Annotated in this window: 10 protein-coding genes; 2 read left to right on the top strand and 8 right to left on the bottom strand. The window is 45.9% G+C overall.

The window, feature by feature from the left end:
* Positions 1-326: 326 nt before the first annotated feature.
* From MWG26_RS10895 to rbr, 6 genes are all read right to left on the bottom strand, one after another.
* Positions 327-1,742: an oxaloacetate decarboxylase subunit alpha gene (locus tag MWG26_RS10895; protein WP_025657537.1), complete on the bottom strand. Its 1,416-nt coding sequence runs from the start codon at positions 1,740-1,742 to the stop codon at positions 327-329.
* Positions 1,743-1,759: 17 nt separating this feature from the next.
* On the bottom strand, positions 1,760-2,911 hold the full coding sequence (locus MWG26_RS10890; RefSeq protein ID WP_025657538.1) for a sodium ion-translocating decarboxylase subunit beta: 1,152 nt from the start codon (positions 2,909-2,911) through the stop codon (positions 1,760-1,762).
* Between the two features lie 20 nt (positions 2,912-2,931).
* Positions 2,932-3,300 (bottom strand): biotin/lipoyl-containing protein, encoded by a 369-nt coding sequence (locus tag MWG26_RS10885; RefSeq protein WP_025657539.1) that lies wholly within the window; start codon positions 3,298-3,300, stop codon positions 2,932-2,934.
* Positions 3,301-3,317: 17 nt separating this feature from the next.
* Positions 3,318-4,091 (bottom strand): OadG family transporter subunit, encoded by a 774-nt coding sequence (locus MWG26_RS10880; protein WP_025657540.1) that lies wholly within the window; start codon positions 4,089-4,091, stop codon positions 3,318-3,320.
* 14 nt (positions 4,092-4,105) lie between these two features.
* On the bottom strand, positions 4,106-5,545 hold the full coding sequence (locus tag MWG26_RS10875) for an acyl-CoA carboxylase subunit beta (RefSeq protein ID WP_025657541.1): 1,440 nt from the start codon (positions 5,543-5,545) through the stop codon (positions 4,106-4,108).
* A gap of 409 nt (positions 5,546-5,954) precedes the next feature.
* Positions 5,955-8,108, bottom strand: coding sequence for a rubrerythrin (gene rbr / locus MWG26_RS10870; RefSeq protein ID WP_117441365.1), 2,154 nt, complete (start codon positions 8,106-8,108; stop codon positions 5,955-5,957).
* A gap of 344 nt (positions 8,109-8,452) precedes the next feature.
* Between rbr and MWG26_RS10865 the strand changes: the two genes are divergently transcribed.
* Together MWG26_RS10865 and MWG26_RS22720 are read left to right on the top strand one after the other, a co-directional pair.
* Entirely contained in the window at positions 8,453-9,814 is a 1,362-nt protein-coding gene (locus tag MWG26_RS10865) for a peptide MFS transporter (protein WP_025657542.1), read from the top strand.
* Positions 9,814-9,948 carry a hypothetical protein gene (locus MWG26_RS22720; protein WP_275891944.1) on the top strand — a complete coding sequence of 45 codons (135 nt, stop codon included), beginning with the start codon at positions 9,814-9,816 and terminating at the stop codon, positions 9,946-9,948. Before MWG26_RS10865 ends, MWG26_RS22720 begins: the two co-directional genes overlap by 1 nt.
* Before the next feature lie 378 nt (positions 9,949-10,326).
* Here MWG26_RS22720 and MWG26_RS10860 read toward each other — a convergent pair whose 3' ends face one another.
* Positions 10,327-12,315 (bottom strand): 2-isopropylmalate synthase, encoded by a 1,989-nt coding sequence (locus tag MWG26_RS10860; protein ID WP_025657543.1) that lies wholly within the window; start codon positions 12,313-12,315, stop codon positions 10,327-10,329.
* Positions 12,316-12,406: 91 nt separating this feature from the next.
* The gene (locus MWG26_RS10855; protein ID WP_025657544.1) at positions 12,407-13,681 is read right to left on the bottom strand and encodes a D-alanyl-D-alanine carboxypeptidase family protein; all 1,275 of its coding nucleotides are present in this window, start codon (positions 13,679-13,681) and stop codon (positions 12,407-12,409) included.
* Positions 13,682-13,738 lie beyond the last annotated feature (57 nt).

The following is a 13,738-nucleotide window of genomic DNA, read 5'->3' as shown; positions in this document are numbered from 1 at the left end:
CCCGCCTGGGGCACACCAGCTAAGTGAAAGGCGCATCTGTTCCCAGCGGGGCTGTGTATGCCATTTCAGGAATCCGTAGAGCGCGTGTTAGAATCCGTTAGAGAAAAAACAGGGAACATGGGGGGCAGAATTTGCCTTACCAGGCAAATTCTGTTGCCGCCGGCGGCCCAAAATCATCAAGATTTTGGGCCAACTGCGGCAAGTACCTCCATGTTCCCTGTTTTTTCTCTTACGGATTCTTAGCAAGCGGGTCGGATTCTGAAATGGCATACACAGCCCCGGCTGGGAGCAGATGCACCTTTCACTTTGCGCCCCCATACCATCCACTATACCGGATAAGCTCCGTCCTGTGTATCCGCTACTTTTGCGTCTATTTTTGTCTGCTGCGCCTCTCTATACTTAAAGAAGTCCACTGCTACCTGTGGGAACAGTGCATAGGTCAGCACGTCCTCATCCTGCTGGATCCACTGTTCGCATTCTTTACGCAGTGTATCCAACTCGTTCGGAATCAGATCGGCAGGACGGCAGGTAATAACCTCTGCATTCTCACCGATTACTTTTTTCTGTACTTCAGGATTGAACGGTTTTACTGTTGCACCGTATTTTCCTGATAATACGTCTTTTGTTTCTTTTGTTGCCATTTTGTAGCGTTCTCCCATCAGAACGTTAAATACGGCCTGGGTACCAACGATCTGAGAGGATGGTGTAACAAGCGGGGGTTCACCAAGGTCTTTACGAACACGCGGTACTTCTTCAAGTACTTCGTAGAACTTGTCCTCTGCGCCCTGCTCTTTTAACTGTGAAGTCAGGTTTGAAAGCATACCACCCGGTACCTGGTAGAGAAGGGTCTTGATATTAACGCCCATGTTCTTCGGATTCAGAAGGCCGTTCTCAAGAGCTTCATCTCTGATCGGTCTGAAATAATCTGCGATTTCAGCAAGCAGATTCTGATCCAGCCCTGTATCGTAAGGTGTACCCTTAAATGTCTCGACCATAACCTCAGTCGCCGGCTGTGATGTTCCCAGTGCAAACGGTGACATTGCGGTATCAATAATGTCGGCTCCTGCCTCTACTGATTTCAGATATGTCATTGCACCCACGCCTGATGTATAATGAGTATGCATCTCGATCGGAATATCAACAGCTTCTTTCAACGCTGTAACAAGCTCTGTTGCCTGATATGGGCAGAGAAGTCCTGCCATATCCTTTACGCAGATAGAATTTGCGCCCATATCCTCAATTCTCTTTGCCAGATCCATCCAGTATTCCAGTGTATAGGCATCCCCCAGAGTATAAGACATCGCTACCTGAGCATGCGCCTTTTCTTTGTTAGATGCTGTAACTGCTGTCTGGAGGTTGCGGATATCATTCATACAGTCAAATATTCGGATAATATCGATACCATTAGCTACTGATTTCTGTACGAAGTATTCTACCACATCATCAGCATAAGGACGATATCCCAGAATATTCTGTCCACGGAACAGCATCTGCAGCTTTGTGTTTTTAAATCCGTCGCGGAACTTTCTTAACCTGTCCCATGGATCTTCATGCAGGAAACGTAAAGATGCGTCAAATGTAGCACCACCCCAGCACTCTACTGCATGATATCCTACTTTGTCCATTTTATCTACGATAGGCAGCATCTGCTCTGTTGTCATTCTTGTGGCAATCAGGGACTGATGCGCATCACGCAGGACTGTTTCTGTTATTTTAACTGGTTTCTTTTCAATCTCTGCCATTTATTTGTCCTCCATTATTATTTAACGCCGAAGATAGCCATAAAGGTTCCGGCTGCTACCGCAGTACCGATAACACCTGCCACGTTCGGACCCATTGCGTGCATCAGCAGGAAGTTTGTAGGATCCGCCTCTGCTCCGACTTTCTGTGAAACTCTGGCCGCCATAGGTACCGCAGATACACCCGCCGATCCAATCAATGGGTTCACCTTGCCACCCGTTGCCACGCACATCAGCTTACCGAACAATACGCCGGCAGCCGTACCAAATGCAAATGCAATTAAACCGAGGATAACGATTTTGATTGTATCCCAGTTCAAGAATGCCTCTGCGCTCGTTGTAGCGCCGACAGACGTACCCAGTAAGATAACGACGATATACATCAGTGCATTTGAAGCGGTTTCTGTTAACTGTCTAACCACACCAGATTCCTTAAACAGGTTACCCAGCATTAACATACCAACCAGAGGAGCTGTTGTCGGAAGAATTACGCAGACTACAATCGTAACGATGATTGGAAAAAGGATTCTTTCCAGTTTGGATACAGGTCTCAGCTGTTCCATCTTAATCTTACGCTCTTTTTCTGTTGTCAGCAGCTTCATAATCGGCGGCTGAATGATCGGCACAAGCGACATGTATGAATATGCTGCAACAGCTATTGGTCCCATAATTGCCGTCTGTGACAGTTTACCCGCGAGGAAGATGGATGTCGGTCCGTCTGCTCCTCCGATAATTGAGATGGCGGCAGCTGCTTTGTCTGAAAAGCCCAATGCCATAGCCCCCAGGTAAGCCGCAAAGATACCGAACTGTGCTGCTGCACCAAGAAGGAAACTCTTTGGATTGGCAATCAACGGACCGAAATCTGTCATTGCACCAACGCCGAGGAATATCAGAGATGGTAAGATCGCCCATTCATCGAGCAAATAAAAATAATAGAGAAGTCCGCCTGTCCCGTTAGCAGCATCCTCAGCATGCAGCATAATATCAGGATAGATATTAACCAACAACATACCGAAGGCGATTGGAACAAGCAGCAGCGGCTCAAAGCCGTGCCTGATTGCTAAATATAGGAAAACACATGCAACAACGATCATAATCAGATTTCCAACGGTCAGATTCATAAATGCTGTCTGCTGCACGAGGTTTCCCAACGTATTTGAAATATATTCCATTTGTCAAACCTCCTGGTGAACTAGTTTAATGTAGCTAAGACTGCTCCTGATTCAACGGCATCGCCTACTGCTACATTAATGCTAGCAACTGTTCCTGCCTCTGGGGCTACTACAGGGATTTCCATCTTCATGGCTTCGATAATAACGACTGCATCTCCGGCCTGAACACTCTGTCCTACGTTTGCTTCGATTTTAAATACTTTTCCGGCTGCTCCCGCCTTAACCTCGATACCGCCCGCTGCCTGCGGAGCCGCTGCTGCAGGCGCCGGAGCCGCCTTCGGTGCTGCAGCTGGTGCTGCTACAGGTGCTGCTGGTGCCGCGCCTGCGCCCTTTTCTTCTACGGTTACATCATATACATTGCCATTTACTGTAATTGTATAATTCTTCATCTCTTATATCCTCCTGATTAACTCCATTTATTTGACTTTCTTCTCTTGATTGAACGGACTATAAATCCATCCGTAGAAGTGCCTTCAGCCGCTGCAATCGCTGCTGCTATAACTGCGGCAAGCTCTCCATCATGATCCGCGGCCTGCGGTACTGCCGGCGTTGCTGCAATTGGCGCTGCAGCCGGTGCGGCCGGGGCTACGTTTGCTTTTTTACTGAATTTCTTTTCAATAGCAGGTATAAACTTAAATAAAGAAATTATAAAAGAAATGAAAATTAATACAACAAATACAGTACCCATTCCAAGGACTGTATTGAGCCCTGCCTTTTCCAGTATCTCGCCTGTCGAATAATCTGCACTGACCGTCAGGCTTTCCATGTTCATCTTTTCATCAAAGGTAAATGAAATTTCACCTTTTCTGTCTTCAAATACTGCTTTTGCCGTTAGTGTTGCACCACTGTTCGTGGTTGCCAGCTCATAACTGTCAACACTGGTAACAGCGCCACACTCATTAATGCCAGCCTTCCATGCCTCAATAATAGTCAGGAAGTTATCTCCTTCAACCGGAATCCCCGACTGCATCAAAGTCAGATTCAGTTCCAAATCTGACATATCCTCGAATCTGTTAAGATCATCATCTGTCATGCTGCTGAAACTCTGTACAATTGTGTCAGCGTAGCTTTGCAATGTAGCCTGGTCATATTCTGCTGCGTCTTTTGCTTTACTGCCGCATCCTGTAAAACTGAAGATGAGGAGAAAGACTAGAGCTAATAAACTGATTTTTTTCTTCACTTTGCCTCACCTCACTAAACCGTACCGTGTTTCTTATCCGGATGGTCCTCTCTTTTTGTGAACAGCATTTCGAATGCTCCGATTATATATTTTCTGGTCTCTGCCGGTTCGATCATCGCATCCACATATCCTCTTCTTGCAGCTGACAGCGGGCTTGACTGCAACGCCTTATATTCTGCCGCCTTTTCTTTGAGAATATCAGCGTCTGCATCAGCATACATAATCTTAGCTGCCAGTGTGGAGTCCATCATACCGATCTCTGCTTCGGGCCATGCATAGACCATATCTGCCCCGATAGATTTACTGTTCATAGCAACATATGCGCTGCCATAAGCTTTTCCAACAATAACATTTACTTTTGGAACTGTTGCATTGGCAAATGTATAAGTGAGTCTTGCAACTGCTCTTGCCATGTTCTTCTCTGATTCCATCGTTGCAGCAAATCCTGTAACATTGGTCAGTGTGAGAACCGGAATAGAAAATGCATCGCAGAAATTCACGAAATCAATCGCTTTTTTGCAGCCATCTACAGAAAGGGCTTTATCGAATGCCTCCGCCACATTGCCTTCGGCGTCGTATACTTTAGAACGGTTTGCAACAGCGCCTACTGTCATGCCGTTCAGACGGATAAATCCGGTTACCATATCTTTTGCGTATTCTTTCTTTGTCTCAAAGAAAATATGATTATCAGAAAGTTCTGCCAGTGCAATGCCTGTATCTTCTGCGGCATTCGCAATGTCAGCACAGAGACGGTTAAGGTCATCCGTACATTCTGAATAAGAAAGATCGTCTTCATTATTGGCAGGAATCATACAGATTAACGCGCGGATCTGTCCCAGAATATCGGTTTCATTACCGATCACGTCTACCAGACCTGCATGTTTGCTCTGATATTCTGCTGAGGAAGTATCACACTTAGAATCAATGTTGCCTTCCAGAGCATTTGGTGAATTTACAAACAGCTTTCCTTCTTTACTCTCCATAAAAGTAAAATCTGTCAGCCCAGGCACAACTGCTAAGCCGCCGCCACACATTCCAAAGACAGCAGTTATCTGTGGAATCACGCCTGAAGCCATGGACTGTTTGAAGTATAAACTTCCGAAAGCTTCCAGCGCATCTGTAGCCTCCTGAAGTCTCAGTCCTGCACAGTCAACCAGCCCGATAACTGGTGCTCCCATTTTCATTGCCATGTCATAAATATTGGCGATTTTCTTCGCGTGCATCTCACCGATCGCGCCCTTTAAAACTGTAGCGTCCTGGCTGTACACATAAACAAGATTACCGTCAATTACCCCGTAACCGGTGATCACACCGTCAGCCGGAGTATCTTTTGCCTGCAAGTTGAAATCAGTGCTTCTTGCTGTAACAGCACCGCCGATCTCAACAAAGCTTCCCTCATCAAGCAGCATGGCAATTCGTCTGCTCGCTGAGTTTTCTGTAGCGTTGTAGCTCATAATCTAGCCCTCCATATTATTTAATTTGTTTGAAATAAAACCAAAATTTCTGCCTATTCTAGTATATACTACTTAACCCAAAATTTCAATTCATAAAATCCAAGATTTGATATTTTTTTCACATACTTTTCTTCCGATCAACGCCAAAACCACAATATCTTGTATAAAAATGTAAAATCTCAGGGCATGCAATACAAGTCTGCTGTTTACAATTTTATGATTATTTTACTTGACAATCATTTTACGATGCACTGTCCGGTAAACATAAAACAGCTCCCGTGAGACGCGTAGATCAATTATTTCCTGATTACGCCTCCCCGGGAGTCCTGCCGGGCTCTTACATTCTATTCAGCTTCCCTGCTGCTTTCCGCCTCCTCAGCATAACAGCAAGTTACTTATTTTCGATGTACTAGTAATTGTGTGCCTGACGTTCAAAGTAAGCCTTTGGATACTGGCAGACCGGGCATACTTCCGGTGCGTCGGCCCCTTCGTGTATATAACCGCAGTTTCTGCACTTCCACCCAAGCGGCGCTTCCCCGGCAAATGTCTTATTCGCCTTATAGTTCTCCAGAAGACGCAGATACCGCTTTTCATGCTGTGCTTCGACCTTCGCTACAAGCTCAAATTTAGCCGCTATCTCATCGTACCCCTCCGCTTTAGCTTCCTCTGCCATCCGTTTGTACATCTGGGTCCACTCTTCGTTCTCGCCTGCAGCCGCATCCACCAGATTCTGCTCCACATCGTTGATCCCATGGAATGCACGGAACCACATCTTTGCATGCTCACGCTCCTGCTCCGCTGTCTCCAGGAAAATGGCTGCCATCTGTTCCAGTCCGTTTTCCTTCGCCACATCCGCCCAATATGTATACTTATTTCTCGCCATAGATTCCCCGGCAAAAGCTTCCATCAGATTTTTTTCTGTCTTAGAGCCCGGCGCCGGCTTTCCTGCTGCACCAGCTGGTTTCGGTGCTTTTGCCGGCGCTTCCTCTTTCAGTTCCTGAAACCTGTCTGCCGGTACCTTACAGATCGGACACTCTTTTGGCGGATTTTCTCCCTCATGAATATATCCGCATACACTGCATTTCCATTTTTTCATAATACCTGTCTCCTTCTCAATTATGTTTTCTGTTTCTTCTATATATAATACCACTTTTTCCAGCTCCTGGGATTTCTGTTTGTCCGGATTCTTTTTTCCCTCCGGCCCTAGATCATTAGATCTGTCTCTATAAGTCGTATGAAGCATCTTCTCTGCCAAACCACTTAACGGAGACTTATAAAATTCTCTGTAAAGTTTAGTGATTTCGGGATTTTCATGGCTTAGCCTCAGCTTCATGTGTGCATCCCTTTCATATAGCGAAGAAATCCGTGCGTTTCTGATTTCATCGCTCATTGGAATCTCCGTCTTTGGCTGGCCTCCCCCGCCGATACAGCCGCCGCGGCATGCCATTACTTCAACAAAATCATAATGGACGTCCCCATGTTTCCACTGTTCCAGAAATCTTCGCGCGTTCTCCGTACCATGGATCACTGCCAGCTTCAAATGAATACCGCTGATCTCCACATCCGCTTCTCTCACACCGTCCATTCCCCTCACGGGCTCGAGATTCAGGAAATCTTCCGGAGGATTTGTCCCGCTCACAAGATAATACGCCGTGCGGGCCGCTGCTTCCATGACTCCGCCAGTGTTCCCGAATATGACACCGGCACCGGAAGCCTCCCCCATTAATTCATCGTATTCACTTGTCCCTACGCTGCTGAGATCTAAGCCATCCTCCCGCATCCAGCGAGCCAGTTCACGCGTTGTGATGACATGATCCATGTCACGGAGGTCTTCGTTGGAATAATAGTCGGCAGAATCCCGCATTTCCTCCCGGCGTATTTCAAATTTCTTCGCAGTACAGGGAGTAACGGCAACATTTACGATTTTATCTGGATCAATTCCCCTCTGCTCCGCAAAATAGGTCTTTATCGTAGGCCCCTGCATTCCAATAGGGCTTTTTGACGTGGAGATATGCGGGAGCACCTCGGGATAAAATGTCTCAACAAACTTAACCCATCCCGGGCAGCAGCTTGTAAACTGGGGCAGTACCCCTTTACTGCCTGTAATTCTCTCCACCAGTTCTGAGGCTTCCTCCATAATGGTCAGATCCGCTGCAAAATTCGTATCCAGCACATAATCCGCACCGAGTGCCCTGAGTGCAGCCACCATCCCTCCTTCCACAAAACTTCCGGGCAGCATTCCGAACTCTTCCCCAAGTCCGACCCTGACTGATGGTGATGTACTGAATATAACAACCTTATCAGGATCTTTTATTGCCTTCCTGATTTCCCGATACTCGTACACTTCTGTGATTGAACCTGCCGGACAGACATTTGCACATTGTCCGCAATGTATGCAGATCGCCTTATCTCCAGTGCTCTCCAGTGAATAAAGTTTTCCTACCCCAATCTCCTCCTCACACACCCGCCTGCACTGACCACATTTTATACACAGATCTTCCTGCCTCATTATGGAGGGGTTATCCTGATCAATTGGTATCCTGATTTTTGTATACTGATGCATCGCAGCTCCTTTCTTTCCTCTCAATATTAATAATGATTACTATTATTATAATGTCATAATTTGGAAGGTTTGTCAAGAACTTTATGTTGTTTTTCGCGAAGTAATGCAATTTAATATGTTTATGGCACAATACTAAGGAATACTTATAAAATTCCAGTGAAGATTTATTAATTAAGCATAAAGTTTTATTTGTACTATAGTTCAAACTATGGTACAATCTCCTCGGAGTAAAATTATAACAAAGGAGGAGGTTTTTCTAGACAACAGAGGATATCTGGTATGTATTCTCATCAATTTGCACTGTTACAGTGCTCACTTTAAAAACTAATTGGAGGGTTTTTATTATGGAAACAGCAAAAAAGAAGAAACCATTTGGCTTTTATGTATGCGCCTTAGGTTTCACATTCGAACGCTGCGCGTTCTACACCGTTAAGTACTTACTGGCAATCTGGATCGCCACGAATGCAGCGGGAGGCGGTCTTGGCTTAACAGATGCCCAGGCAACTGCAACTTCCGCCTTCTTTGTGGCAGCCACCTATATCACGCCTATCCTAGGAGGATACATTGCAGACTATTGGCTCAGCCCAAGAATCTGTGTCATTGCCGGAATGACCCTCATGGGACTTGGATACCTATGTACCTGGCAGGCCCGTTCCATGACTCTTGTCTGGATCATGATCATACTTGTCGCTCTAGGTACCGGGTTATTTAAGGGAAACCTCTCAGGCGTAAATGGTCTGTTATTTGAAGACAAGGATGATTTGAACAATGCATTTTCTATTCAGTATTCATTTGTAAATGTCGGTTCCTTCATCGGGACAACCTTTATCGCCATCCTGCCGATCACAGGGCTTGTAGGCGTTAAAACAACTTTCAATACTGTTTTCCTGCTGTGCGCCATTTTTCTGTTCATCGATGCACTCTGGTTCGCACTCAACCAGAAGTCTCTCGGTGATGCCGGTAAAAAGCCATTCAAGCATGATCAGAGAAAATTCATTGACAACAGCAAGAAAAAAGAAGAATCCAGCAAACCTCTTACAAAGGGTGACAAAAAAAGAATCCTGGCCATCATCCTTGTAACCGTTTTTTCTATTGTATTCTGGGTCGTATGGTATATGGCATACATGCCTGCTTACTTTTACTTCGGATGGGGCGAGGGGTCAGACTTCCTGAACCATGCAAACTGGTACATCGGAAGCTGGCAGGTTCCGACTTCATACTTTGACTCACTGAACGCCCTGACATGTATCGTCCTTGGACCGGTGCTCGCGATCGTCTGGGCAAAACTCGCAAAACGTCCGCAAGGTGATATGAGTATGTTCAAGAAAACAGCACTGGGAATGATCTTAGTAGGATGCTCATTCGTAATCATGGTATTAGCTGATGTAATCAGAGGCGGAGGCCAGGCTGCACTGATCTGGATCGTATTCGTATCCCTGCTGATGTCAATTGGTGAGATGGTATTCTCCCCGCTCGGCAACTCTTTCATCACAATGTTTGCCCCGGCAAAAGTACTGGGACTTCTGCTCGGCCTGTGGCCAATAGCAGTATTCTTCGCAACAACGATCTACCCGGCACTGTACGCATATCTGAAAACAGTTCCCTTCCAGATTGGATATGGAGTCGTTGCAGGTGTCGTAATCATACTTGGAGCAATACTCTGGGCAATGAGCGGGAAACTGGATAAACTGGCGGAAGAACAATAATGGCGAAATTGAGGCTGCATGTATTTGCAGTCTCTTTTTTCCGCAGCATCCCTCTCCCCATTCCGCACAGGCTGGGCTTCATCCGGACGGAAGAAATGAAGGATCAGGTAGGAATATGCAGTTTGGGATTCTGACGGGGGCTGCGTATGGGACTGGATAAAATAAAAATACCTATGCATTTAAATATACGCGCAGCCAGTCAAGATCCACCTCCCCCGCCAGGATTCTCCCGAAAGTGGGCTTTTCCGCCTTGATGCGCCAGCCGCTGGAACCGGACATAGGGATGGCTGGAGGCGTCTTGCAGGCTGTTAGGTGGAGTAAAGGAAAAAAGAAGGAAACCCGGGGCAACCTGGGGCCAGCGCGAGAAGCCATCGGGGCTTCTCGTGCTGGCCCCAGGTTGCCCCGGGTTTCCTTCTTTTTTCCTTTACTCCAGCTTACAGTCTGCTTCCGTCCCCAGCCATCCCTATGTCCGGTTCCAGCGGCGTCCGTCCGCTCATTCCCAAGCTCATTCCCTACTTCCGATTTCGAAATTGCACGGGTGTCATGTTGTACATTTTTTTGAATACGCGGTTGAAATGTTCTACGTTTTGGTATCCCACGGATTCCGCGATACTTTCTACGGTTATATTGCTGCTTTTAAGCATGGAACGTGCTTTTTTCATTCTTACCTTTTTTAGGATGTCTCCAAATGTCATTCCGGATTTTTCTTTGATGTATTTGGAGAGGTATGGCTTGGAGAGAAAGAATTTCTCTGATAAGTCATCCAGTGTTACGTCTTTATAATTTGCGTAAATGTAGTTGGTGATTTCTAATAATCTCTCATCTTTGCTGGATTCGCTGCTCTTGATTTCTTCGATCTTGTTAACTGCAACGACAAGTGCTTCCACAGATGCCTTAATAATATCTGCATCTATTCCTACGCCCCAATATTTCTTTTTGTTGCAGATTACACCTACATAGGCAACCGCTTTTGAGGAGGAGCCTTTTGTCAGGGAATGTTCTTCGTAAAATGCAAGTTCGTAGCTGATGTCAAAATAGTGCTTAATGGCATTGCTTACTGCATCCAGACGGCCATTTCCTACGCCGGTGATCCGGCGGTTGCTGCCTGAATGGTGGATGACAGCGTCTGCCACAATACCGTCTTCCTGTTTAAAATGGCATTCATCCACTGTAAAGATGGATTTTGCATTGATGTAATTGTCTTCGAATATGTGATATACCCAGTCAGGATCCAGCTCTTTATGCGCTTTGTCTGAAACGTCTTTTACCAGATAGCCTACTTCTTCTTTCATTTTATCTGGAAGGCTGATTCCGAAGCTCTGCTTCAGGATATAGTTCACGCCGCCCTTGCCGGACTGGCTGTTGATGCGGATTACGTCTGAGTCGTATCTTCTGCCCACATCCTTCGGGTCGATCGGAAGGTAAGGCACATCCCATTTATCACACTGTTTTTCTTCTCTCCATGACATTCCCTTTGCAATGGCATCCTGGTGGGATCCGGAGAATGCAGTAAATACCAGTTCTCCTGCATATGGCTGGCGTGGTGAAACCTTCATTCTTGTGAGGCGCTCGTATATTTCGCAGATGTCACTCATATTCGTGAAATCAAGTTTTGGATCTACCCCATGTGAAAACATATTCATTGCAAGGGTTATGATATCTACATTGCCTGTTCTCTCTCCGTTTCCAAATAAGGTTCCCTCGATGCGGTCTGCTCCGGCCAGAATTCCCAGCTCGGCATCGCTCACGCCTGAACCTCTGTCGTTGTGCGGATGAAGGGAAAGAATCACGTTTTCACGGTATAACAGATGCTTATCGAAATATTCTACCTGGCTTGCAAAAACATGAGGCATAGCGTTCTCCACTGTTGTCGGGAGATTGATGATTGCTTTCGTCTTTTTCGTGGGCTTCCATACATCCAGAACCGCATTGCACACATCCAGCGCATAGTCAACTTCTGTTCCCGGAAAACTTTCAGGACTATATTCGAAAGTAAAATTGCCTTCTGTCTCTTTTGCCAGTTTCTTTAATAACTTGGCTCCGTCGACCGCAATTTTTTTAACTTCTTCTTTGTCTTTTTTGAATACTTGTTCTCTCTGTGCCACGGAAGTGGAATTGTATACATGTATTACAGCATGAGGAGCACCCTTAACCGCTTCAAAAGTTCTTTTAATAATATGTTCTCTCGCCTGTGTCAGCACCTGAATCGTCACATCATCCGGTATCATGTTCTGCTCAATAATTGTCCGGAGAAACTGGTATTCTGTTTCCGATGCGGCTGGAAAACCAACCTCAATTTCCTTGAATCCTACGTCTAATAAAAGTTGAAAAAATTCGATTTTCTCATCCAGGCCCATGGGTTCGATCAACGCCTGGTTCCCGTCTCTCAAATCCACGCTGCACCATGCAGGCGGTTCCGTAATCGAGTCCTTTTTTACCCAGTCATAGCATGGCTCAGGCGGCATGAAATACATTTTTTCGTACTTTTCATAATTTTTCATAGTTACATCTCCTTATATTTTATCAAATTAATTGTCTTTTTTTATCTTCATCCATACTAACATAAGTACCGCCTATTATCCAGTGGTAAAATTAATCATTTAAATTGATGTTTTTTAACATATACATACCAAAAACTGTTTTTATATACCACTTAAAGTTTTTTTCCTGTACTCCTGAAACCGTTGTTATATCATAAGATCTTAATTTTTCTCCGTTTAAAGTATATACAACCTTGCCGGCCTTCTGGCCTTTTACTACAGGGGCATCCAGTATCTCTTCCTTCTCCCAGCTCATCTCTACCTGTTCGTCGGTTTTAAGAAGAAGCCTCCATTTAGGATCTGCCCCTACAACTTCCAGGGGAACTTCTGTCTCAGTTTGGAACGGATGCTCCTTATCGATCCCATTTTTAACCCTCACTGTCCCCGCGTCTATTTCCTGCCAGATGTCCCGGTACTCATAGTTATCCAGCGCATAATTCATCAGAGCCTTTGTGTCCGCCCACTTGTAGCTTTTATTGTTAGGCCACCCGCATGCAAGCAGGGCCACGATAAAGGTCCGGTCATCCCTTCTAAGTGCCCCCACATAACAGTAGCCCGCATCTCCCGTGAATCCTGTTTTCCCCGACAGCGCGCCGTCCATCATCTGCAGAAATGCATTATGATTTGTACAGGAATACGTGGATTTTCCGGAACAGTCGGTAAACTGGTAGGACGGTGTCCGGGTGATCTCCAGGAACATCTCCTTCTGCGGCGAATCCATGATGCAATACTTCATGATCCTCGCCAGATCCTCCGCTGTAGTGTGATGGCTGCCGTTTTCGTCCGCGGCATCCAGTCCGTTTGGAGTAATAAAATATGTATTACCGCAGCCCAGCTCTTTGGCTTTGGCATTCATCATGTCCGCAAACCCCTCCACACTGCCTCCGATGTTCTCGGCAATGATCACTGCCGCATCGTTGTGAGATTCCAGCATGAGCGAATACAGCAGATCCCTGAGATAGAATATTTCCCCATTATATGCCCCAAGATGCACCTTTGGCTGGGATGCGGCATATGAGCTCACTGTCATTTCACTGTCCAGTTTTCCGTATTCCAGAGCCAGTATGCAGGTCATGATCTTTGTTGTGCTGGCCATTGCCTTCTCCTGCTGTCCATTTTTTGAAAATAAAATACGCCCGCTGTCTGCATCCATCAAAACTGCTGACTGGGCGTATAAATTATCCGGCTCTTCCGACTCTGCGCGAACCACCATAACTGTACTGCCCCCGGTTCCCGCGAAAACCATACAGCAGATTAAAATAAACACTGTGATTCGTTTCCTTATCTTATGGACAGCTTTGCCGTCCTGTCTTTTCCTTTTTATCATGTCCAGGCACTCCATAACATACTATGTTATTAGTATTTATGTAGGTCATGGCGCCGA

Origin of the sequence: Faecalicatena contorta (assembly GCF_022835095.1) — a bacterium.
GTDB classification, from domain to species: Bacteria; Bacillota; Clostridia; order Lachnospirales; family Lachnospiraceae; genus Faecalicatena; species Faecalicatena contorta.
The sequence above is the reverse complement of the archived record's forward strand: the minus strand, read 5'-3'. Positions and strand labels throughout refer to the sequence as shown.